The organism is Parabacteroides gordonii MS-1 = DSM 23371 (genome assembly GCF_000969825.1).
GTDB classification, from domain to species: Bacteria; Bacteroidota; Bacteroidia; order Bacteroidales; family Tannerellaceae; genus Parabacteroides; species Parabacteroides gordonii.
The window spans coordinates 3,990,120-4,014,486 of record NZ_KQ033919.1 but is presented as its reverse complement, the minus strand read 5'-3'; the positions used below and the strand labels follow the sequence as shown (position 1 = coordinate 4,014,486).

Below are 24,367 nucleotides of genomic sequence, written 5' to 3'. Positions count from 1 at the left end.
TTCCTTTTTGTTTGTTCTCAAAGTTTCGGAAGCAAATATAGGATACGAAAGAATATTCAAGCGTTCGATAAACTCCACGAATCATCCAAAATCTTCCAACGATCACACAATCAGCAATTAATGGACATTTTTGGAGGCTAAATAGACAAAAATGGACTTCACTATATCGATTTGACTACAACTCTGGAATGTTAACGGCTGAATAAAGTTCTTGTATTTTTGGTTATCTTCACACAAAAAATATACATTTGTTACCAATCTTATTTTTAAAATCAGCCAAATGAAAAAGCCTTTAGCATATTATATAGTAAATATCCTTTTACTTTCATTCATTATTTGCTTACCTTCACAAGCAAGTCATTATTACTTCAAGCAAATCTCATTGAAAGAGGGACTTCCGTCAACTGTAAAAGTAATCTTTACTGATTCTAAAGGGATCGTATGGATCGGAACCAGGGCGGGATTGGCTAAATTCGACGGATACGAACTGCAAAAATACCAGCACGAGCAGAACAATCCACTATCGTTACCGAGCAATACGATCATCAAGATTACAGAAGACAAACAACATACTATATGGATACTGACTGAAAAAGGATTAACCTGCTACAAACAGGATACGGACAATTTCTCTACAATAAAAAATAAAGATGGTAATCATATATTCGCACATTCCGTCTGCCAGGTCGCAGACGGAATGCTATTTGGTTGCCGCAACCAAATATACAAATATAGTTATAAAGACCAGGAGTTAACCTTATTTGCCAGGTTCAACTACCGCGACGGTTTTATGATCTCATCCTTAAGCCTTTGGAACGAGAATACATTATTATGTGCCAATCGCTGGAAAGGTCTTGTTTTACTAGACCTGCATACCGGAGAAACCAGTCCTGCCCCATTCAGTTGCGGAGACGAGATCATGTCTATGTTGATCGATTCAAAAGAAAGAATATGGATATCTCCTTATAATAAGGGAGTTCAATGTTATGATCGCAATGGAAAACTGCTGGCTGCATATTCAAACCAAAACTCAAACCTTAATAACAATGTAATCCTTTGCATGGAAGAAAAAGATTCTAAAATATGGGCCGGAACAGATGGTGGAGGCATCAATATCATAGATCTTGAAAAAAAAGAAATCCGGATTCTGGAACATATATCCGGTGATAATTATTCATTACCCGTCAATTCGGTTCTTAGCCTGTACAGGGATAACAATAATAATATGTGGGCCGGAACCATCCGCGATGGACTGATCAATATCTGCGAAGTGCACATGAAAACTTATACACATTCACTTTTGGGAAACGAAAGAGGATTGAGTGACAACACGGTATTAAGTCTCCACCAGGAAGCATCGGGAAACATCTGGATCGGGACAGACGGCGGAGGCATAAATAGCTTTAACCCGTCTACCAAAAAGTTCAAGCATTACTCCTCTACCTGGGGAGATAAAGTCGCCTCCCTAACCGATGGTTTTACGGACGAAGAGCTGCTGATTTCTGTTTTTAACCGGGGAGTATTCCGATTCAACAAACAAACGGCCGATTATCAGCAAATCGTGATTATTAACGATAGTATCAACCATCAGCTATGCCATACCGGAATGGCTGTTAACATATACAGAAACACACCCGAAACGATCCTGTTTTTATCCGATCATATACTCACATATACTATATCATCCGGCCACTTCGAGTCGGTGGAAGAAGATTTCGAAGGAGAAATTGCCAGCCTTCTCAACCCGATCTATCATAATTCTTACCTGACCTATCTGAATGATCTTTACAATATCTATGAATTCAATCACAGAACCAACAAACTTACCCGAATTTATAAATGTCCGGAAGAGACCCGGATCAATGCTGTTTCACGCGATCAATACGGGACATTCTGGCTCGGTACGAATTACGGGCTGATCAGCTACAATCCTATTATCCAGCAATCCCAAACAATACAAACCAGCTTGTTCCAAGAGGTTAATTCTGTTATCTGCGACCAACAAAACAAAGTATGGATAGGAGCCGACGGTATGTTATTCGCCCACCTGATAAAAGAAGATAAATTCATTATTTTTGGCGAATCGGACGGTGTCTTGCCCAACGAATACATGTACAAACCCAGATTGATCTCCCAAGATGGTTCTGTCTATATAGGTGGGATCAAAGGTCTATTATGCATAGACAAAGACATACCGCTTGAAACGGATGAAGTCCCTCTATTGACGCTCAAAAATATTATTATCAATGGAGAATCTGCAAATAATGAAATAAAGGGGAATCCACCTGGTATATCCGTGCCCTGGAATAATAAATCAATAACCATCAAAGTACAATCCCTGGAAAAGGATATTTTCAGAAAGAAAGTCTATCGGTACACGATAAAAGGATTAAGCGATCAGAATATAGATTCTTATAAACCAGAATTGGTTATCCGTAGCCTCCCGCCGGGCAGCTATACCATTACAGCTTCATGCAGTAAAAAAGATGGGGACTGGACTGCGTCGCAAGAGTTACTTTCTATAACAGTTATGCCTCCCTGGTATAAATCATGGTGGTTTATTTTATGTATACTGATTGTCATAGTATCTGTACTAGCATGGCTTTTCCATTACACGATCAAGAAAAAAGAATATGAACTAAAATGGAGCATGAAAGAGCATGAACAAAAAGTATATGAAGAAAAAGTTCGTTTTCTTATAAACATCAGCCATGAGTTGCGTACTCCTCTAACGTTGATACATGCACCGTTAAAACGGATCCTTCAGGCTTTACCGGAATCAGACCTTAATTTTGTTCCGTTAAAAAGCATCTATAACCAGGCTCAACGAATGAGGAATATTATCAATACAGTCCTTGATGTCCGCAAAATGGAAGTAGGAGAAAGCAAACTGCAAATAAAAAAGCACCCACTAAATAAGTGGTTACATTCTGTATCGGAGAATTTTATCAATGAATGCCTGAACAGAAACATATCCCTTACCTATCAATTGGATGAAAGGATTAACGAAATTCCATTCGATGAGCACAAATGTGAGATCATACTGACAAACCTCCTGATCAATGCATTGAAATACAGTCCAGACAATACGGAGATCAATATTTCATCCGAACTATATGAGAATAACGGAAAAGTCAGGATCACTGTTACCGATCAGGGATATGGCTTGAAAAATGTGGACACCAACAAACTGTTTACCCGTTTCTATCAAGGGAATAATGAACAGGGAGGCTCCGGCATCGGATTATCATATTCAAAAATACTGGCTGAACTTCATGGAGGTTGCCTGAAAGCAAAAGACAGGGAAGATGAAAACGGAGCCGTCTTTTTCTTTGAACTCCCAATCGAACAAACTCAAACAAATGAAGAGCAGCCATCAAAACCTTACCTGAACGAATTAATTTCTTCTTATGAAGAAGAGGATAATAAACAATCCGGCGAAAACTTCAGCACTTCAAATCATACGATTCTTCTGGTTGAAGATAACACAGAGCTAATAAACTTCCTGGACGAATCGCTAAATGGTCAGTTCAAGAAAATATATACGGCTACTGATGGAATGGAAGCTCTCCGGATTGCGAAAGAGAAGCAGCCGGATATTGTAGTCAGCGATATTATGATGCCACGAATGAATGGTTTCGACTTGTGCAAATCGATTAAAGATGATTTAGAAATAAGTCACATCCCGGTCATTCTTCTCACTGCCCGTGACGATGAGAACAGCCGTCTGCATGGATATAAAAACGGAGCTGACAGTTATTTGATAAAACCCTTCGATATCGATACATTGCAGGAACGAATACGTAGTTTGCTGGCAAACCGGGAACATATAAAAAACCGGTATCTGAAAGCCGGATTTATACCGCAACCACAGGAAAGCACATTTAGTAATACAGATGAGAAATTCCTTTTAAAACTAAACAAAGTAATTACGGATAATCTGGCAAATCCGTCATTGGATGTACCTTTACTATGTAAAGAAATCGGAATGAGCCGTTCTTCTTTATATGCCAAAATGAGAGCCATCACCAATATGCCGGTCGGAGATTATATTAATAAATTAAGGATGGAGAAAGCCATTAACTATCTGACAACAACTGATCTGAATATAACAGAGATCACAACAGAAGTAGGTTTTTCTACGGCACGTTATTTCAGTACGGCTTTCAAACAATATACAGGTAGCACTCCTACACAATACAAAGAGAATTTCAAAAACGAAGCAAAATAAAAAAAGCGGATGAAGTTATTCATCCGCTTTTTCTTATATGTTTATCTGTTATAGCTTATTACTTCACAATCACCTTGTAAGCCTTGTCACCTTCTACAGATACAATCACAACACCTCTTGTTGTCGGAACTGTAACATAATCAGATGAAACAATACGGGTAGCGATTGTCTGACCCAGGATGTTTGATACAGTAATCTTCTTTCCATGTGCATTACGGATACTGAATTCACCAACACCACCAATTACCTTTACAGTGGTAGGAGCTTCGATTTCTTCGTTAGCAACAGGAGCCGGAGCAGTTTCAACTGAGAACTCAACACCGTCTTTTGTCATAACTACAACGTTATTTATGATACCTACATATGGTGCACCTCCATCAGCACGATTCAATTCCTTCTGATTTTCTAGCAAATAGTTACCGCTTTCTGTCACTTTCAACGCAAACAAAGCAGGATTGTTAGCATTATCCTTCATTGTTTCAATTGTATCGTTTTTAATAAAGTGAACACGATAATTCTTATCTGCAGATGTATCTACTAATGAAGAATCGCGACCAGAAACCATATAAAAATAATGTCTACTAGCATTCGGATCTCCATCTACAGCCAACGAAGTCATAATGAAATACAACGGTTTTTCTGCAGTAGAAGCCTTTGATTTACTCAACCACAAGCTGAAGTTGTCTTTTTCATAAGTCGACTTAACAATCTCCTGTCCTTCCTGTTTTGCTTCTGCAAAGAAGCTCAACGGATTCATTGTTAATGACTTCAAATCTGAAGTAAATCGTTTGTTACCGGAATCGAATGTACCATATTCTGGAGCTTCCATTTCAACGAAATTGAAATAAGCGGGAGTTTCTGATAAAACCATGTTTGAAGAAGCTAAATCAGCAGTAATAAATTTACCATCATTATCACCTGTTGCTATTTCCATGCTATATTTTCCACCATCAACATTTATATTGAAGAAGAAATTAATAGCGTTAGCAGAGCTAGAAACTTTCAGGCTTTTCTTTTCTGTATCATAAGCCACATATTTATCGCTAAACTGAGACTTCAACTGATATTGCACAATAGAAACTGTATCTTTCAATGCTTGTGCACCACCGATTTCTAATGTATCAACAGCTACAATTTTAAAAATAACAGCATCTTTTCCATCTACAGATTTAACCTGAAGAATGGAGTCAGCCGTAACAGTATAAGAAGAACTTGTTTCAGCACCTGCAGGTATCAGATTTAAGGCATAACCGTTGTTTGCCATTTCTGCTGTTGTGAAATTGGCCGATCCTAAGAACTTGTCATCAAGATTTACTTTCTGAGGTTCAACAGTGATAGAATCTGCATTGCCACCGAATGTAAATGTATTAGCCATTCCCTGAACTGCAAAAACTTCACCTTTCAGCAACATAGATGTATTACTTTTACGATCTACAATGCTATACATTCCATTATCTTCTTTAATATACCACTGTCCTTCAAGTTGATTTACCGAAGGGGTTCCAGTCATTATTTTGATTTCACTATCTTTATAAGCTGCAATATACTTTCCGCCAGTGGTAGTCTTACTTGCACTCTTCAGGAAGTAAACACCTGTACCACCTTCGATTTCGGCAGGAGTTCCTTTTTCTACAGAGATAAATGGTAAAACACCTTGAGTAGGTTCTTCAACATCAGCAACAGTTAAAAGGCTTTTATTATCTAACCGTGCATAGACTATTCTTACTTTTTCTGCATTATTCACAGATTCTTTTACTCCTGGTGCATCTTTCACGTAAACAGTCAGTGAGTCATTTTTCAAATCGACTGTAAATTTAAACTGTTTATACGCTTCATTTTCCTTACCTACTGTTGTACGAATTGAATCTAATGAAAATTTAGCTCCATAAGCACCTGTCGCACCAGAAATAGATGTTTTCAATGTATCAATACCCAAATATTTCTCTTTTCCATTTTCATACGACTCATCTCCTGAAACTTGTAATTTAATATAGCCACCTGCATCAGTTGAAGCAATCAAGTCTTTCCCATCAAAGATATTCCCTTCAAATTCACCTCCAAAAGACAATCTAAAAACACTAAATCCACTACCAAGATCTTTTGGTGTTAAAGACATCTTATCATTAGGTTTAATTACTTTAAACGGTGTACCTGTTGATCCACCAAAAACAATTCCACCGGCCTTTGAGTAAGAGATTTTTATTTCCTTATCTCCTGCTATATGCGCACTTATTACATCATTTTTAAAAATCCATTTATGCACACCTTCTGCCAAAACTGGCTTTGCATTCAGAGATGCTTCAAAAGACAATAAAGCCTGTGTTTTTTTATTCTTAAACTGATAAACAACACCTGCAGTTTCAGTTCCTGCAGTAGTTATTTCCCATAAAGCAGAATCACGAGAAGCTTTTGTTAATTCATTAAACGATTTAACAACAACAGAATCCGCTTTTATTCCAGATAAAGATAGATACATATCCTTATTATCTTCTTTTTCCGTAGATTTCAAATAATAATAATTCCCTGCAGTCCAGTCTTTCGGATCAACCTCATCACCTGTTGCTGCATTTGCCGTAAACGAACTTACCGCCATCAAAGCAGCGGCTAATAGAGTAGATTTTTTATTCATATATTCTTCCTTTTGGTTTATACATATTATTAATACTAACGACAAAGATAGGATATTTTCAATTCGGAGTTGCTATAAGAAACGCTAAAGATACTTATAATCACGTATATTGTACAAAACTAGTTGTTTTAATGCCAACATGTTTCGACCGCTATTAATGCTTTCTTTATACAAACATTCAATAATGTATACACCCATTTTCCTATACTGAAGTAAAAAGATACCGCTTTCCATATAAAATCACACCGATATTACGTATCTTTCCACCCTTACTCTTTTCATTTTCCTCCCTTAGTTTTTTGTGGCTGATAATTATCAGCCATATGGTCGACAGTTATCATCCGTATGCCCGACAATTATCAACCATACGGCAGACGGTTATCAACCACTGATTAGTCGCCATAGTAATCTGAATTTGTCCGTATAGTAACTCCGATTACATCGGCATAAAAAACAATCGCGAAAGTGAATGTTTTTAATTAAGTTTCCTCCCCTGACAAAAAAGACTTACCTTAGTGCCGTAATTAACGAAATATGGTAACAGAAGAATTAAAAAGACTCTACTACGAATATACTGGTTCACAGGCAGAAGACGTGACCGAACTACCTTCATCCGGTTCCAACCGCAGGTATTTCAGAATATCGGGGCCTAAAACTTTAATCGGGGTCAGCGGATCTTCCCAGGAAGAGAACAAAGCTTTTATTTATATGTCCGGATTTTTCAGAGAAAAAGGTATTTCCGTTCCGGAAGTACATTACCACTCTGACGATCATTCTTTTTACCTACAGGAAGACCTGGGAGACACAATGCTTTTCAACGCCATAGAGAAAGGGCGCAGAAGTTGTGTTTTCGATGAAGAAGAACGCCGGTTGTTACATAAAACGATCACGATGCTTCCTTCCATCCAGTATGCAGGAGCCGATGGATTCGATTATAATGAATGTTACCCCCAGCCGGAATTCAACCAACGTTCCATCCTCTGGGATCTGAATTACTTTAAATACTGTTTCCTGAAAGCTACCGGCATGGAGTTTCAGGAAGACCGTCTGGAAGATGATTTTCAGAAAATGAGCGATGTCCTGTTGCGTGACACCTCTCCTACGTTCCTGTACAGGGACTTCCAGTCGCGTAATGTTATGGTGAAAGACGGAGAACCCTGGTTCATCGACTTTCAGGGTGGACGGAAAGGGCCGGTTTATTACGACGTAGCCTCTTTCCTCTGGCAGGCCAAAGCCAATTATCCCGAAGATTTAAGAAATGAATTGCTTGCAGATTATCTGCAGGCTTTACGAAAATATACAGATGTAGATGAAGAACATTTCTTCAGCCAACTACGTCATTTTGTCCTGTTCAGAACTTTACAGGTATTAGGCGCTTACGGTTTCCGGGGATATTTTGAAAAGAAACCACATTTCATCCAAAGTGTTCCTTTCGCGATCAATAACCTGCGCCAGTTATTAAAGAATGAGTATCCGGAATATCCTTATCTGTGTTCCGTTTTAAGGGAACTGACCGGACTGACACAGTTCAGGGACGATATAAAAAAGCGGATGCTGGAAGTTAAGATCGTCAGTTTCTCCTATAAAAAAGGAATACCCAACGATCCGAGCGGAAACGGCGGAGGCTTCGTATTCGACTGTCGGGCGATCAATAACCCAGGTAAATACGAGCGATACAATCATTTCACAGGACTAGATGAACCGGTTATCCGTTTTCTGGAAGAAGACGGCGAGATCACCTCTTTCCTCGAACACGTTTATACGATTGTGGATACCTCGGTAAAGCGCTACCTGGATCGCGGTTTCACGAACCTGATGATCTCGTTCGGTTGTACCGGCGGACAGCATCGTTCCGTCTATTCGGCACAACACCTGGCAGAGCATCTGCATGCCAAATTCGGAGTGAAAGTGGATTTGACCCACAGGGAACAAAATATAGAACAAATCTTTGACGCAATATTATGAAAGCTATGATTTTCGCGGCCGGTATGGGAACTCGTCTCAAACCGATAACCGACAATACCCCGAAAGCATTGTTACCGATAAATGGGAAACCGATGTTGGAACATGTGATCCTGAAACTGAAGGATGCCGGGTTTCACCAGATCGTTATTAACATTCACCACCTGGGAGACCAGATCATCGACTTCCTGGCTGCCAACAACAACTTTGGAGTCCAGATCCATATCTCCGATGAACGGGGATATCTTCTCGACACGGGAGGCGGGATAAAGAATGCAGCTAAATTCCTTCAGGGAAACGAACCTTTCCTGGTGCACAATGTCGACATCATGTCGAACGTCGACCTGAGAAAGCTATACAACTGCCATCTGGAAACAAATCCGATCGCCACCTTACTGGTCAGCAAACGGAATACCTCGCGTTATCTACTTTTCAACAACGAGAACCGCCTGTGCGGATGGAGAAACCATGAAACCGGAGAGGTAAAATCTTATTATCCCGATTTCGATCCGAAGCTATATAATGAATATGCTTTCAGCGGTATCCATGTATTATCTCCGCAGATATTCGACTGGATGGAAGAATGGACTGGTAAATTCCCGATCATCAATTTCTATCTGTCTATTTGTGCCAAAGCAAATATCCACGCTTACGCAGCCGAAAACCTGCGATTACTCGATATCGGTAAGCCGGAAGCTTTAGCTAAAGCGGAAGAATGGGTGAAAAGCTTGTAATATAAAAGGATGGCTTTAGCCGGAAGTATTTCATACAATTCTGACTAAAGCCATTAACAAAGGCAAATAGTCTTTCAACTCCACACGCAAGAGTTTCAATGCCTGCTGAATACGGTAATCGACCGTTTTAGAGGAGACATTCAGTTTTTCTGCAATCTCATTATAAGTCATGCTTTGGAAACGGTTCATTTCAAAAGCCTCCCGATAGGTTTCAGGCAGGCGGGACAAGGCGTTTTCAATGTTCCGGGTGAGTTCTTCCACAATATAGAAATCCGGATCTTCATATTGCGATTGCTGGTTTTCGTACATGGAACTGACTACCCGTTGTTTCAGCTCATTACGGTTTATCAATGTCAGGCATCTGTTCTTTACCGCTCTGAACAAATAGTTTTTAGGAGAAGACTCGATCACCTGCATGCTGCTGTTTTCCCAGAACCAAACCATCACATCCTGTACAATCTCCTGTCCGTCATCAAAATCGACAAATTGTTTCGCATAAGCACACAACAGAGGATAATAACGCATAAACAGGACATCAAACGCTTTCACATCACCAGCCTGGATCTTTTCAAAAAGAACCTCGTCAGTTATAATATCTGTGATTTTTGAAAGCATCTGGTAAAAAAGGATTAAGTTCTAGTAAGACTATGTCAATTATGCATGTTAAATTCACGTTTTTGCACTTTACAGCCTATTACCAATTGATGTAGTTTTTATTCAAATAAAAATCATGCCTTTATAATATGTTGTAATGTGGAAAAACAGGCAGTTTGCATACATTTTTACCATAGTCTTACTAGAACTCTTTCACTTCATTAAAAAAATTATCTCAAAAAAACACTTTTTCATTTAGGAGGTATCTCTGTTCGTTAGTCTTTAATATAAAGAGACAAAATGGACATGCAAAAACATATAGACGAACATATACTTCTACGTTATTATACCGATTCACTTTCCGCTGATCAAAAGCAGGAAGTAGAGCAATGGCTACAGGAGTCTGAAGAAAATAGAAAACTAGCCCGGGATGTTCAGTACATCTATATGGCGACCGACACTCTTAATACAATTAAAGAAGTAAATTCAGCAGAAGCGTTAGAGCAAGTAAAGAAAAGATTCCGCAAACCGAACAAAACGAATTATCTTGTCTGGTTTCAAAAAGTCGCAGCTATCCTTATTCTACCTTTACTGCTCAGTACTATTTATTTCGTTACTAAAAAAGAGCCGGTCGAATATATTGAAATCAAAACAAATCCCGGTATGGTCGCAGCCTTAAATCTGCCGGATGGCAGTAAAGTGTGGTTAAACTCCGGATCTTATTTAAAACATCCCCAGAAATTTACCGGCGACACCCGCACTGTCGAACTGGATGGAGAAGCCTATTTTTCCGTGCAGAAAGATAAATCAAAGAGATTTATCGTAAACACGCCTTTCGACCTGAAAGCTGAAGTGCTGGGCACAGAATTTAATATTGAAGCATATAAAGAAAGCAACCAGGTGACAACCTCTTTGATTTCCGGTTCGGTCAAACTTTCTTTCCGAAACAAGAAGAATGAAGAAGAGTCGTTTATTATGAAGCCGGATGACGAAGTGGCTTATAACATAAAAACCAAGGGAATCAAGACAAACGCATCTTATCTACCGACACAAATAGCCTGGAAAGATGGTTTGGTTGTTTTCAGAAACACCTCTTTCGAAGAGGCTTTAAAAATACTGGATAAGCGTTTCAATACCCAATTTATCGTAAAAAACGATTTGTTGTATGAAAATTCTTTCACCGGAACTTTCAGTGGGCAGCATCTTATGCTTATTCTTGAACACTTCCGGTTATCGTCTGGTATTCAATACAAATTCATAGATCCGGAGATAAACCCGGACAAAAACAAAGTATCAGAAAAAACAATTGTCGAACTATATTAATTTTTTGTGTAACCTAATAAATACAGTATGAAAGCAACAGAACCTCCTTAAAACAAAACATACGGAAAAATATTGGCGTATTTTCCCGTATGAAAACCAACTGCAGGCTTGTTTGGCGACAAGCTTAGCAAATGAATTTTTTAACTCTAAAATCACTTACAAATCTATGACAAATTATTTTAGCATCCAACATTTCAGGATGGTGAATTCACCGTTTATTATCCTGAAGAAAATACCATTATGTATGAGACTCACCGCAATAATGCTATTTGTATGCATTGGATTGGCGTATGCCTCCGAAAGCTACAGCCAGTCGGCTACATTGTCCCTGAACGTTAATAACAAAACAGTACAGGACGTATTAGATGAAATAGAAAAACAATCGGATTTCCATTTCTTCTATAACAACAAACAGGTAAACACCAACCGTGTTGTTTCCATCAAAAGCAACAAGAAGAATGTTTTTAATGTATTGGAACAGCTGTTCAATGGAACGGATATCAGTTATAAGGTACTGGATAAGAGCATTATCCTTTCACCGAAGGAAGTACTTAGTGAAGCAAAAGTACAACAATCCATCAAAAATATCTCAGGAACAATTACCGATGCAAAAGGAGAACCGATTATCGGTGCTAATGTAGTGGAGAAAGGTTCTACCAACGGAACCATTACAGATATAGACGGAAAATTCAGTTTATCCGTGCCCAACAAAGCTGTATTGGTTATTTCCTACATCGGATATGCCGGCAAGGAAATCCAGGTTGGCGAACAGTCGACGATAAATGTCATTTTATCGGAAGATACAGAACTGCTGGAAGAAGTAGTAGTAACAGCGTTAGGTATCAAACGTTCGGAAAAAGCATTGGGTTATTCCGTCCAGAAAGTCGGAGGTGATGAATTCACAACAGTAAAAGGTGCCAACATAGCCACCTCCCTTTCCGGTAAGATCGCGGGAGTTTCTGTGATCAATACAAATGCATTTAACGAAAGCTCAACGATCTTATTACGTGGTGAAAAACCACTTATCGTAATTGATGGTATCCCGTTTGAAAACACCGGGCTAAGCGATGTTGCAGCTGATGATATCGAATCGATGAGTGTATTGAAAGGTGCGACTGCCTCCGCCCTCTATGGAGAAAAGGGAGCTTCAGGAGCCATTATGATAACAACAAAGCGCGGAACGAAAGAAGGTCTGGCAGTCAGTGTAAACAGTAATACGATGTTCAATGCCGGATATCTGGTATTGCCGGAAGTACAATCATCCTACAGTAGCGGTTCCGGAGGTAAGTATTTACAGGAGTTGAGTGAATATGTCTGGGGAGATAAACTGGACATCGGAAGAAATGCCGTCCAATATGACCCTAACACGTATGAATGGAGAGAGATGCCATTGGTATCAAAGGGTAAGAACAATTTCAATAATCTTTTGGAAACATCTTTCGTCACCAACAACAATGTGAATGTAACCTACAAAGGCAAGAACGGCAGTTTCAGAACCTCATTGACACATGTCTACAACAAAGGACAATTTCCTGGAAACAAATTGAATGATTTCACTTATACCGTTGCAGGAGATATGAAGTTCGGTAAATTTTCCCTGGATGCCTCTATCACTTACAATGGTAGCTACAGTCCTCAGTTCAGAGGAGAAGGATATGGCTGGGATGGTTATCTTTACAATATGATCGTATGGACAGGTACCGAATTCGATATTCGTGAATTCAAAAATTACTGGAAAGAAGGAAAAGAAGATATCGAACAAAACTGGTTATACAAATACGATTACAATAACCCTTATTTCCTGGCAAACGCAGCAACAAAATCACAATTAGAAAACCGCGCCAATGCACAGGCTACTCTCAATTATGAAATTTTAGATTGGTTGAAAGCGACTGCACGTGTGGGGTCTGATACTTACTCTAGAAAATTTGAATATAAAATACCTCTTAGCGCCCGTAATAGCCAGACTGGTAAATTTGAGAAATATGAACGCAGAGGGTATGGTATCATAGGCGACGTTCTGTTGATCGCTGATAAAAAGGTGGGCGACTTCAATGTTGGCGGAATGTTAGGTATGGGATTAAACTATTACCAAAAAGACGAGTTCGATGCCAATACAAACGGAGGATTAACTGTTCCCGGATTTTATTCGCTAAAAGCATCGAAGGATCTTCCATCTGTGTCAACCACTGTAAAAACAAAACAGACAAACAGTGTTTACGGTAAAATCGATTTATCTTGGAAAAATGCGGTTTTCATCGAAGCCACAGGTCGTAACGACTGGGTTTCCACACTGGCTAAATCAGAACAATCCTACTTCTATCCATCTGTATCCGGTAGCGTTATCCTTTCGGAACTGGTCGATATGTCCGACTACCTGAGCTTTTTGAAATTAAGAAGTTCATGGACTATCACTAAAACAGCTGCCGATATATATGATATCAATAAAGTATACAAGATCACACAGAATGTATGGGACAGCAAATCTACTGCCGCCTATCCGACGATGATCCGTGATGCTACACTGGTTCCTCAAAAGGCAACTTCCTTTGAAGTGGGTGCTGCCGCTCATTTCCTGAGTAATCGTTTACGTTTCGATGTAGCTTATTATACCAAGTTAATGACTGATATCCAGCATGAATCTCCTTTAAGCTATACTTCCGGTTTTGAGAAAACGTTGAACAATTACGATGAAGAACGTATCAAAAAAGGATGGGAAGTAACCGTATCCGGTGATATTATCAAAACAAAAGACTGGAACTGGACTTCTTCTTTCAACTGGGGACGCGACCGCTACTATTATCATAAGATCGACGAGACTTATTCAACCGACAGACCTTGGGTAAAACCGGGCGAACGCTGGGACTGGTTTGAAGTATACGATTGGGAAAGAGATCCGCAAGGAAACATTGTACATAGCGGTGGTCTGCCCGTATTGAGCGATTATCCTACAAAAGCCGGTTTCGAACGTCCTAACTGGGTATGGGGTTTCACGAATCATCTGAGCTATAAAAATTTCACTCTTGATGTTTCTTTCGACGGACGTGTCGGAGGTAAGGCTTACAACCGTCTGGAACAAGCCATGTGGAATTCCGGAACACATATCGATAGCGATAATCAATGGCGTTATGACGAAGTCGTAAACGGAAAGACTAATTATGTAGGCCAGGGTGTAAAGGTTGTTTCAGGTTCCGTAAAATATGATTCTTACGGAAATATTCTGGAAGATACACGTGTATTCGCTCCCAACGACGTTGCCGTGTCTTACGAAGCCTATACAAAGAATTACCAACCCTGGAATGGAAGTAAAAGAATCCAGAACATTCATGACCTGACATTCCTGAAATTACGCGAATTGTCTATCGGATATAAATTGCCGGGAGAGGCTGCTCAAAAGATCGGTTTCGATAATATCCACGTCTCTCTGGTAGGACAAAACCTCTTCATCTGGTGCAAGGACTTCAAATATTCGGATCCGGATGCTATCACAGAAGATCACGAAGAGTTGCTGAATGCTCCTTCCATGCGTTATGTTGGTTTGAATATTAAACTTGATTTTTAAAAACTGAGTGATTATGAAACATATAAATAAATTTCTGTTATTATTCACAGCACTATCCATATTTACTGGTTGTGATAATTTTGAAAAACTTAATACAGACCCGGATACGGCAACAACAGTGCCCTCTTCTATGTTGGCAACCAAAGTTATCTACGAGGTTGTCCGTAAAGACCGCACCGTAAAGGAATATGTAAACGACGGTGTGCTGGCTAAACAAATCGTATGGAACGAAGGCGTTTCAGATTTGCAATACAACAATATCGGACGTGGCGATTTCGACGGCTTCCTACAGGTTGTCAATTGCAACGATATGGTAGCTAAGTCGCCCGGACAAAAAGGTTACGAAGGATTAGCCCTTTTCTCTAAAGCTTATCTGCTTTATTATATTTCTCTAAATATAGGAGATATTCCATACACCAACGCCGGTCAGGGGGAAGAAGGTAATCCCCGCCCAAAATACGAAACTCAGAAAGAAGTAATGCTGGGCATTCTCAATGATCTGGAAAAAGCTTATCAATGTTTCTCCGAAGCAGATGATATGGCATTCGAAGGCGATATTATTTTTAGCGGGAATAAGGAAAACTGGAAAAAAACAGTGACTGCATTCCAGTTGAAAGTATTAATGAACCTTTCCAAAAAGGAAAATGAGTCTGACCTGAACCTAAAATCCCGTTTTGCCGGAATCGTTCAGAATGGTTCTTTAATGACATCCAATGCGGACAACTTCCAATTGGTTTACAAAGACCAACAGGGGATGAAATATCCTTTCAACGATTTGACTTCCAACCAGACAAAATATGCAATGATGTCATCTGCACTGGTTGATCAAATGACAGAATACGGAGATTACCGTTTGTTCTACTACGGAGAGCCCTCTATTGCCAAGATAAACGAAGGTAAAGAGGAAAGCGATTTTGATGCCTATGTCGGTGTCGATCCGTCTCTCCCCTATGGAGATGTATCGAAAGCACATGGAGCCAATTTATTTTGCCGGCCGAACCTCCGTTACATTTCCGAAAGTCATGTAGAAGGTGAACCGCTGATACGTTTGGGATACAGTGAACAGCAATTCCTTTTGGCAGAAGCTTGTCTACGTGGCTGGATTAGTGGGAATACCAGTGAGTATTATAAAAAAGGGATCGAAGCTCATATGAAATTTGTCAAAGATTATACACCGGAAGAATATGCACACGGACGTGTCATCACTAACGATTATATTGCATCTTACCTGGCTAATGATAAAATACAACTGACAGGTTCTTTTGAAAAAGATCTGGAAAAGATTATTATCCAGAAATATATTTCATATTATCTGCAACATACTTACGAAGCTTATTACGATTATAGAAGAACCGGTTATCCTGTATTGCCGATCAATCCGGAATCAAGTAAAAACGTAACAGCTCCGGATCGTATCCCTGTTCGTTATATGTATCCCGAAAGAGAATACAACTACAACCGTGAAAATCTGGAAGAAGCACTGAGTCGTCAGTTTGGTGGTAGCGATAATATCAACGACATAATGTGGATACTGAAATAAAACAGAAAGAACGTTATATTCTACCTAGAATAATAGACACTAACATTCTTTCCTCTATATCATGAATTATTATAAGGGATAGGAGAAATCCTATCCCTTTTTCACACAAAATGGTTACCTTTGGAGATACAAAAACACATCACATTAATATCATGAAATATCAGTATTACAAACGGCCATTCTTAGAGAAGGCATGCTTCTTTATTCTATTTCTACTCTGCTCATCCGTCACCCAGTCGATAGCCCAGTCTCCCGGCCAGAATCTCGCCTTACATCTCGATGGGAAAGATAACAATGTAAAAACGGGGATCCGAATCCTCGACGCACCCTTTACACTTGAAACATGGATCAAAGGGGATGATACATCCTGGAAAGATCAGGAAATTATTTTTGGAGGAGGTGAGTACAGCCAACTGAATATAACCGATTATCTCCCGCTTGTCATAGAAAAAGGGAAACTTCATAGCACCCGGGCCGATCTATGGTCGAAGGAGACACTGGATGATCAATGGCATCATGTCGCTCTTACCTGCGACGGGACTGTCACCAGATTATATCTGGATGGCGAAGTGGCAGACAGTAAACCGGTTGCCGTTTCCGTATTGCCCGGAGCTCTGGGAATAAACGAAAGCGATACGACATCTTTCGGTGGCCTTATGGACGAAGTACGTGTCTGGAATTCTGCCTTGTCTACCGAAATGATACGGGAATGGATGGGTAAACCGCTTACTCCCACTCATCCTCAATTCAAAACATTAATCGCTTATTACAATTTTGATGACGGGATAAATGATGTTTCCGTCAACTGGGTCGGAAAAGGAGACCAGGCCTATCATATACGCAATGGCCGGGTAGATTATAAAGGTACGATTCCTATGGCATATACCGTAGTAAACGACAATCCGAAATTCAGCTACACAGCCGATATAACCCAGGAATTATTTAATGCAGTTGTAATAGACAGCGAATGGGATGCAGACCAAGGCACCCGTGACGATCAGATCCTGAAAGTAAGAATAGCAGTTACCGGTAATCAAGCACCATTATCCCTAACCGAATTGTCACTGGATCTGTCGGATATGACTTCCCTATCTGATATCTCTCGCGTACATATATATTATACTGGCAAAAACGCCCGTTCAAATACACGGACAGAGTTATTCGGGAACGGCAAAGCTCCTAAAGAGAAAATGACATTCAAAGCTTCCAAAGGAGAAATAAAATTGACACCGGGAATTAATTACCTATTGGTGACCGCCGATATTTCCGACAAAGCCACTTTCAGTAATAAGATAAAAATAAAGGTTCCTTCTTTTAAACTGGATAAAACGAATTATATTCCGGAAATAAGTGAAGGACTGATAGAGAAAAGAATCACCTGCAACAGCAGCAATAATCCCAACATTGTCAAAATCCTGCAATGGAATATCTGGCACGGAGGCCGGCATGTCGGAAATGACGGGCAAAGCCGGATCATCGACTTGTTAAAAGCTTCCCATGCGGATATCATAACCATGCAGGAAGGTTACGGCGGACAACAACGTTTTAAAGATTCGCTTAACTACAATATGCAGACTCCGGCATTAGACGATAACCTTGTACTCTTCAGCCGCTATCCGTTGGAAAAGATACCCACCGATAAAACATTCAACTCCAATCCGGGAAAAATAACATTGCCTAACGGACGTCAACTGCTCGTTAATGCTTGCTGGTTGCGGTATGCCTACCGTCCCGAATACTCCTGCAATTATCCGAATAGCGGACATGATCCGCGTATCTGGGTAGCAGAAGACTCGATCCGAGCTCTGGTCGACATGAAACATATTCTTGAAAAGGATACCAAACCTTATCTGACAGACGACGAAACTCCCGTTATTATTGGAGGCGACTTCAATTCATGCAGCCATCTGGACTGGACAGCCGCTGCTGCTCCCTTGCATTATGGATATGGCCCGGTTCCATTCCCTACCACTATCTATATCCAAAGCGAAGGTTATAAAGATAGTTTCCGTGAGATCAATCCGGATGAAGTAAGCCGCCCGGAAGGCACATTCGCCGTTATCTACGGACAATTGCGGGTTAGCCGGATCGACTTCCTTTTCTACAAAGGGAAAGGAATAAAAGCCATATCTTCAAAGATAGTCAAGACGACTCCGGAGATAGACGATGTATGGGCTTCCGACCATGCTGCCGTTCTCACCACTTTTGAAGTGTCTCCGTCATCCCATTAAAATCATATCATAAAGATAAACACGTATGAAAAAAAGACTTATTCTATCGATCGGTATCCTGCTCAACCTATTAACGGTTACCGCCCAGGTACAACCTGTACAACCCCAGTTAACGGATAGCAAATCATTCTCCATGATCCTGCTCCCCGACCCGCAGAGTTACACCAAATTCGATGTAAACCAGCCCTTATTCGAACTGATGACCGCCTGGACGGCCAACAACAAGGAAAGGCTGAACATCGAAGCCGTTCTATGTACAGGCGACCTGGTTGAACAGAACGAAATCCGCATACCTGACGGAGTAAACGGCAACCAAACCAGCGAAGAGCAATGGAAAGCGGCCTCACAGGCTTTTGCCCGGTTGGATAATAAATTACCTTACGTGATCTGCACCGGAAATCATGATTACGGATACGAAAAGTCAGAGAATCGTTTATGCCGTTTTCCTGCCTATTTCCCTTCGGAAAGAAATTCCTGCTGGAGAAAATCATTAGTAGAAGTAGGGAACAACTATCAGGATATCCCGACACTTGAAAATGCAGCCTACGAATTCGAGACCGATACCTGGGGCAAAATACTTGTCGTATCCCTGGAGTTTGCCCCTCGTGACGAAGCCATCGAATGGGCAAAGACCGTCACCGAAAAGCCGAAGTATAAAGACCATAAGGTCATTATACTGACTCACTCTTTCCTGGCATGGAACGGAAAACGTCACATAAAAGAGAACTACAAAGTATCTCCTGCCAACTACGGGGAAGCGATCTGGCAGAAACTCGTTTATCCTTCTTCCAATATCTGCATGGTCATCTGCGGACACGAATGTGAGATCGCCCCGTTCAAAGATAACGTTGCTTTCCGCGTGGATAAGAATGCGGCCGGAAAAGAAATACCACAAATGATGTTCAACGCCCAGACTGCCGATGGTTTCTGGCATGGCAACGGTGGCGACGGTTGGTTGCGTATCATGGAATTTATGCCGGACGGTCAGACGATCAAGATAAAGACTTTCTCCCCGCTTTTCGCCATTTCGCCGACAACTGCCGATAAATCCTGGAGAACCGAGTCGTATGACCAATTCGATATCACTATAAAATAATAATAAAAGAAGCTATGCTAATTGGGTAATCGTCCCTATTTTACATACCTTTGAGGTACTAATACAAATTAAACACTTATCATGAAACAGAGAAACTTATTACTTATTCTGGTTTTAACCATTTTCACAATCAGTTCGGCTTTTGCCGCCAAACCAAAAGCTAAGCACGTAGTCTGGATCGGTCTGGACGGCTGGGGAGCTTATAGTGTAGAAAAAGCAGAGATGCCTGTCACCAAACAATTTATGAAAGAGGGTTCCTATACGTTGAAGAAACGTTCCGTACTCCCTTCATCCAGTGCAGTAAACTGGGCATCCATGTTCATGGGAGCAGGGCCGGAGATTCACGGATACACTGAATGGGGATCAAGAACACCCGAACTGCCTTCACGCGAACTGAACAAGCATGGTATTTTCCCGACCGTTTTCCAATTACTGCGCGACGCCCAGCCGGATGCAGAAATAGGTTGCCTTTACGACTGGGACGGTATCAAATATCTGGTGGATACCTTGTCACTGAGCTACCATGCACAAGGCCCGGACTATAACAAACAACCGACCGTATTGTGCGAAATGGCCGTTAAATACATCACCGAGAAAAAGCCGACACTTACCATGATCGCTTTTGACAACCCCGACCATGTAGGACATGCCGACGGACACGACACTCCCGCTTATTATGCTAAGATAAAAGAACTGGACGGCTATATCGGTCAGATTGTAGAAGCAGTGAAAAAAGCCGGTATGTACGACGATACGATCTTCATTATCACAGCCGATCATGGTGGTATCAATAAAGGACATGGCGGAAAGACCATGCAAGAAATGGAAACACCCTTTATCATTGCCGGAAAGAATATCAAAAAAGGATATTGCTTCGATAACATCAGCATGATGCAGTTCGATTGTGCCTCAACTGTTGCCGAAATCTTCAACCTGCAACAACCGCAAGTATGGATCGGCCGTTCGATGCCTGTTTTTAAATAATAAATCTACGAGAAGATGAAACAGTTATTTTTTTGTATCATATTCCTGCTGGTCGGCCTATTGAACGGCAACGCCCAACAGCCGTCACTGAAATTCAACAAGGACGGTAAATTTAAGATCGTACAATTCACCGATGTACATTATATCCATAACAATCCGAAGTCGGCCATTTCGATCGAAAGGATCAATGAAGTGCTGGATGCAGAGAAACCGGATCTGGTGCTTTTCACCGGTGATGTGATTTATGGTCAACCGGCCGAAGAAGGTATGCGTACCATACTTAACCTGGCAGCTAAACGTCAGATACCTTTCGGCATGACATTCGGTAACCATGATAACGAACAAGGCCTGACACGCACACAGTTGTTCGATATCATCCGAACGATCCCTTACAACCTGACAGATTCTGTAAAAGGTGTATCGGGAGCCAGCAATTATATTCTTCCGATCAAATCATCGAATGGAAATAAAGATGCTGTCGTGCTTTATTGCATGGACTCTCACTCTTATTCCCAGATAGAAGGTATCGGCGGATACGATTACATCAAGTTCGACCAGGTGCAATGGTATCGCGATAACAGTGCCAAATTCACGAAACAGAATGGAGGAACACCTGTCCCTTCCCTGGCTTTCTTCCATATCGCCCTGCCCGAATATAATCAGGCAGCTTCGGATGAAACAGCGATCCTGGTAGGAACACGTAAAGAGAAAGCCTGCGCTCCACAACTGAACTCCGGACTGTTTGCTTCCATGAAAGAAATGGGAGATGTTCAAGGTGTCTTTGTCGGCCATGATCACGATGACGATTATGCCGTTTACTGGAAAGGAATCTTATTAGCCTATGGCCGTTACACCGGAGGCGACACGGTTTACAACAACCTGACAAACGGTGCACGCGTAATCGAAATGACTGAAGGTGAAAACGGTTTTAAAACCTGGATCCACCTGAAAGGTAACGAAATCATTAACAAGGTAAATTATCCTTCCGACTTTATTAAGAAGAAAGATTGATCCTTTTCCTATACAAAACAAGAAGCCCTCTTTGCTTATATAGCGGAGAGGGCTTTGTTTTCTTCATTGCTCAACTAACTCCGGAGAGCAAGGAAACCAGGCCCAAAAGGTAGATCCGACACCGGGAGTCGAAGTAAATCCAACCTTTCCCCCTGCTGATTCAACAATCGCTTTGGAAATGGTTAACCCTAATCCTGTTCCCTGTGCAAACTCATTGAGCTTCTCGAACCGGGCAAAGACCTTATCATGTTTTTCTTCGGGAATACCGACTCCCGTATCTTCCACATAGATTCGTATGCCTCCCCCTTCAATCGAATATCCCATTTTTATATATCCCGCTTTCGTACACTTCACGGCATTGGTGAGAAAATTCATCCATACCTGCTTGAGCCGGCTTCTATCCAAGACAACCAAACAATCCGGAAAAGAATCGTCCATACTGAACTTGACAGCCGGATTTATTATCTTTGGTAACACCGTCGTATATAATTCACCGGAGACTTTTGCCAGGTTAAACCGCTCGCATTTACGATCGATAACACCCGACTCTATCTTGGATAGATCCAGAATATCGTTGATCAACCGTAACAACAACTCATTATTTGATTGGATAATACCGGCATACTCCTCTTTTTCTTCCGGATCATCGCAGGTTGTCAATAGTTCGGAGAAACCGACAATAGCATTCAAAGGAGTGCGTATTTCATGACTCATATTGGCAAGGAAAGCCGATTTAAGCCGGTCGGAAAGTTCCGCCTTTTCTTTCATTTCCTTCAGCTCCTGGATCATCTTTTCCCATTTCGTATTATTGATCGTTATGCCGGTATAGCGGGTAACGTGCCCTTTCAGATCTCTCTCAACCTGAATACCGGTGACCAGTAAAGTCTGCCATTCATCATCCCATTTCGTCTTAGAGCGATATTTCAAATTAAAATCCTTGTCAACACCCTGACGCATATGATTGATATAGTCGCAGACACAATCGATATCATCCGGATGGGCTACTTTCAGATATTCATCAGCCTTAATTGTTTTTTCCGAATGATAGTCATTTACCGGATCGTTGAAAGCTCTGAACATATCGCTCTTTACATCAAAATCCCAATAAGACATACCTACCGTCTTGAAGGTAAGTTCTATTCTATAATTTCTTTCTCTAAGTTCCCGGTTTAATTTCTGTAATTTGGGAATGTTTTGCCTGAAGCCTGTAAAGCGTATGATATTCCCCTCTTCATCACGTTCAAAAGGGACGCCTATAATGTCACAATATTGCCAGGTGTCATCATATTTGGTTTGCATACGGCATGTGATATTAAAGGTATGGTCTCTTCCTTCGGTCATAGACTGTACAGTTGCTTGTACCGAAGGACGGTCTTCCGGATGTATAACATCCATATATTCTGAAACAGCCAACAAACGGTCGCTGACATAGTCGTTGACCGGATCATTATACGATTCGAACTTTTGGTTCCGCACATCAAAATCCCAATGGACGATATTGCTGACTTTCATGGCCAACTCACGTTTTGCAATCAGATCCTGTGTCTTCTTTGCCATTTGTATTCTTTCCGTCACATCCAGTTGTGTCCCGATAATCTGCAACCTTCTCAGATGCTCGGAGGATAACCGCATACGGCTTTCATAGAAACGATATTGCTGCTCCTGCTCATTATAAAAGCGCAATGTGATCTGTCCCGTTTGAATTTCCTTATTTATCAGTTGTGAAAAAAGCAGCTTCAAGGGAGCATGATCCTGGGGATGCAACATCTTCAGTGCATTCTCGATCGTCATAGTCTCACCCGATACAGTTTCCCCATACAGCGGAGTAAAAACTTCCTTGCGTACATCATATATCCAGGAAGCCATATTAGCGGCATCCATAGCCATTTCCAGATTTTTCTTGGTTTCTTCCGTACGGTATTCCGCTTCTCTCACAGCCGTTACATCATTGGCCAGCAATATATGCCCGATAATTCCTCCTTTTTTACCCCTTATAGCAACAACCTGTACGTTATAAATCATCGTACTCTTATTGCTAGAAGAAAAGTATGCGTCGCTATTTATCTGGTCAAAATCATATTCAAACTCCAAAGAGATTTTCTCTCCGTTTTTTACCTGAGCCTTAAGAGTATCGTCCATATAAGGACTGTTAAACAAGTTGACCGTCCCTACCACCGTTGCCCGGTCAGCTATGCCGTACATACGTAAAGCATAGTCGTTGACGCTACGCAAAAGACCTTCTGCATCATATATTTCAATACCTATTGGCAGGTAGGCATAGATACTTTCCGTGAACAGATATTGATCTTCTATTAATTTGGATATTTCCTCCTCAAAAAAAGCCTGCTCATCTTTACCTGATTCCGTTTCATTTTCTCCAGCTTGTCCCATTCGTCCCTTCTTTAGTCTATTCTGATACACAAATGCGTATATTAATCCGCCTAATTATATACGTTTTAATTTTCATGCG

At 40.8% G+C, this 24,367-nt stretch carries 13 protein-coding genes; 10 read left to right on the top strand and 3 right to left on the bottom strand.

Annotated features, from left to right (window positions below):
• The first annotated feature begins 280 nt into the window (after positions 1 to 280).
• Positions 281 to 4,231, top strand: a complete 3,951-nt coding sequence (locus HMPREF1536_RS15145; RefSeq protein ID WP_028726093.1) for a hybrid sensor histidine kinase/response regulator transcription factor — start codon at positions 281 to 283, stop codon at positions 4,229 to 4,231.
• Between the two features lie 58 nt (positions 4,232 to 4,289).
• Here HMPREF1536_RS15145 and HMPREF1536_RS15140 read toward each other — a convergent pair whose 3' ends face one another.
• Positions 4,290 to 6,860, bottom strand: coding sequence for a DUF6383 domain-containing protein (locus tag HMPREF1536_RS15140; RefSeq protein ID WP_028726092.1), 2,571 nt, complete (start codon positions 6,858 to 6,860; stop codon positions 4,290 to 4,292).
• A gap of 534 nt (positions 6,861 to 7,394) precedes the next feature.
• Here HMPREF1536_RS15140 and HMPREF1536_RS15135 point away from each other — a divergent pair.
• Positions 7,395 to 8,825, top strand: a complete 1,431-nt coding sequence (locus HMPREF1536_RS15135; protein ID WP_028726091.1) for a RapZ C-terminal domain-containing protein — start codon at positions 7,395 to 7,397, stop codon at positions 8,823 to 8,825.
• Entirely contained in the window at positions 8,822 to 9,556 is a 735-nt protein-coding gene (locus HMPREF1536_RS15130) for a nucleotidyltransferase family protein (protein WP_028726090.1), read from the top strand. Before HMPREF1536_RS15135 ends, HMPREF1536_RS15130 begins: the two co-directional genes overlap by 4 nt.
• Positions 9,557 to 9,586: 30 nt before the next feature.
• On the opposite strand, the gene HMPREF1536_RS15125 is transcribed toward HMPREF1536_RS15130, so the two are convergent.
• Positions 9,587 to 10,171, bottom strand: a complete 585-nt coding sequence (locus HMPREF1536_RS15125) for an RNA polymerase sigma-70 factor (RefSeq protein ID WP_028726089.1) — start codon at positions 10,169 to 10,171, stop codon at positions 9,587 to 9,589.
• 279 nt (positions 10,172 to 10,450) lie between these two features.
• Here HMPREF1536_RS15125 and HMPREF1536_RS15120 point away from each other — a divergent pair, with 279 nt between their 5' ends.
• The 7 genes from HMPREF1536_RS15120 to HMPREF1536_RS15090 all read left to right on the top strand — a co-directional run bounded on the left by HMPREF1536_RS15120 (position 10,451) and on the right by HMPREF1536_RS15090 (position 21,897).
• Positions 10,451 to 11,473 carry a FecR family protein gene (locus HMPREF1536_RS15120; RefSeq protein WP_028726056.1) on the top strand — a complete coding sequence of 341 codons (1,023 nt, stop codon included), beginning with the start codon at positions 10,451 to 10,453 and terminating at the stop codon, positions 11,471 to 11,473.
• Positions 11,474 to 11,717: 244 nt separating this feature from the next.
• A complete protein-coding gene (locus HMPREF1536_RS15115) occupies positions 11,718 to 15,035 on the top strand; it encodes a SusC/RagA family TonB-linked outer membrane protein (RefSeq protein ID WP_028726057.1) in 3,318 nt (1,105 codons plus the stop codon).
• 13 nt (positions 15,036 to 15,048) lie between these two features.
• Entirely contained in the window at positions 15,049 to 16,575 is a 1,527-nt protein-coding gene (locus HMPREF1536_RS15110) for a SusD/RagB family nutrient-binding outer membrane lipoprotein (RefSeq protein WP_028726058.1), read from the top strand.
• 152 nt (positions 16,576 to 16,727) lie between these two features.
• The gene (locus tag HMPREF1536_RS15105) at positions 16,728 to 18,806 is read left to right on the top strand and encodes a BNR-repeat neuraminidase N-terminal domain-containing protein (RefSeq protein ID WP_044191359.1); all 2,079 of its coding nucleotides are present in this window, start codon (positions 16,728 to 16,730) and stop codon (positions 18,804 to 18,806) included.
• A 25-nt stretch (positions 18,807 to 18,831) separates the two neighbouring features.
• Positions 18,832 to 19,902 carry a metallophosphoesterase gene (locus HMPREF1536_RS15100; RefSeq protein WP_028726060.1) on the top strand — a complete coding sequence of 357 codons (1,071 nt, stop codon included), beginning with the start codon at positions 18,832 to 18,834 and terminating at the stop codon, positions 19,900 to 19,902.
• Positions 19,903 to 19,983: 81 nt separating this feature from the next.
• Positions 19,984 to 20,886, top strand: a complete 903-nt coding sequence (locus HMPREF1536_RS15095; protein WP_028726061.1) for an alkaline phosphatase family protein — start codon at positions 19,984 to 19,986, stop codon at positions 20,884 to 20,886.
• 15 nt (positions 20,887 to 20,901) lie between these two features.
• Entirely contained in the window at positions 20,902 to 21,897 is a 996-nt protein-coding gene (locus HMPREF1536_RS15090; RefSeq protein WP_028726062.1) for a metallophosphoesterase family protein, read from the top strand.
• A gap of 63 nt (positions 21,898 to 21,960) precedes the next feature.
• Here HMPREF1536_RS15090 and HMPREF1536_RS15085 read toward each other — a convergent pair whose 3' ends face one another.
• The gene (locus tag HMPREF1536_RS15085) at positions 21,961 to 24,288 is read right to left on the bottom strand and encodes a PAS domain-containing sensor histidine kinase (RefSeq protein WP_028726063.1); all 2,328 of its coding nucleotides are present in this window, start codon (positions 24,286 to 24,288) and stop codon (positions 21,961 to 21,963) included.
• Positions 24,289 to 24,367 lie beyond the last annotated feature (79 nt).

What these genes read in the sequence shown, in the direction of transcription:
- HMPREF1536_RS15145 (WP_028726093.1), top strand. Translation starts at nt 281, where the DNA reads ATGAAAAAGCCTTTAGCATATTATATAGTAAATATCCTTTTACTTTCA.
- HMPREF1536_RS15140 (WP_028726092.1), bottom strand. Translation starts at nt 6,860, where the DNA reads ATGAATAAAAAATCTACTCTATTAGCCGCTGCTTTGATGGCGGTAAGT.
- HMPREF1536_RS15135 (WP_028726091.1), top strand. Translation starts at nt 7,395, where the DNA reads ATGGTAACAGAAGAATTAAAAAGACTCTACTACGAATATACTGGTTCA.
- HMPREF1536_RS15130 (WP_028726090.1), top strand. Translation starts at nt 8,822, where the DNA reads ATGAAAGCTATGATTTTCGCGGCCGGTATGGGAACTCGTCTCAAACCG.
- HMPREF1536_RS15125 (WP_028726089.1), bottom strand. Translation starts at nt 10,171, where the DNA reads ATGCTTTCAAAAATCACAGATATTATAACTGACGAGGTTCTTTTTGAA.
- HMPREF1536_RS15120 (WP_028726056.1), top strand. Translation starts at nt 10,451, where the DNA reads ATGGACATGCAAAAACATATAGACGAACATATACTTCTACGTTATTAT.
- HMPREF1536_RS15115 (WP_028726057.1), top strand. Translation starts at nt 11,718, where the DNA reads ATGAGACTCACCGCAATAATGCTATTTGTATGCATTGGATTGGCGTAT.
- HMPREF1536_RS15110 (WP_028726058.1), top strand. Translation starts at nt 15,049, where the DNA reads ATGAAACATATAAATAAATTTCTGTTATTATTCACAGCACTATCCATA.
- HMPREF1536_RS15105 (WP_044191359.1), top strand. Translation starts at nt 16,728, where the DNA reads ATGAAATATCAGTATTACAAACGGCCATTCTTAGAGAAGGCATGCTTC.
- HMPREF1536_RS15100 (WP_028726060.1), top strand. Translation starts at nt 18,832, where the DNA reads ATGAAAAAAAGACTTATTCTATCGATCGGTATCCTGCTCAACCTATTA.
- HMPREF1536_RS15095 (WP_028726061.1), top strand. Translation starts at nt 19,984, where the DNA reads ATGAAACAGAGAAACTTATTACTTATTCTGGTTTTAACCATTTTCACA.
- HMPREF1536_RS15090 (WP_028726062.1), top strand. Translation starts at nt 20,902, where the DNA reads ATGAAACAGTTATTTTTTTGTATCATATTCCTGCTGGTCGGCCTATTG.
- HMPREF1536_RS15085 (WP_028726063.1), bottom strand. Translation starts at nt 24,288, where the DNA reads ATGGGACAAGCTGGAGAAAATGAAACGGAATCAGGTAAAGATGAGCAG.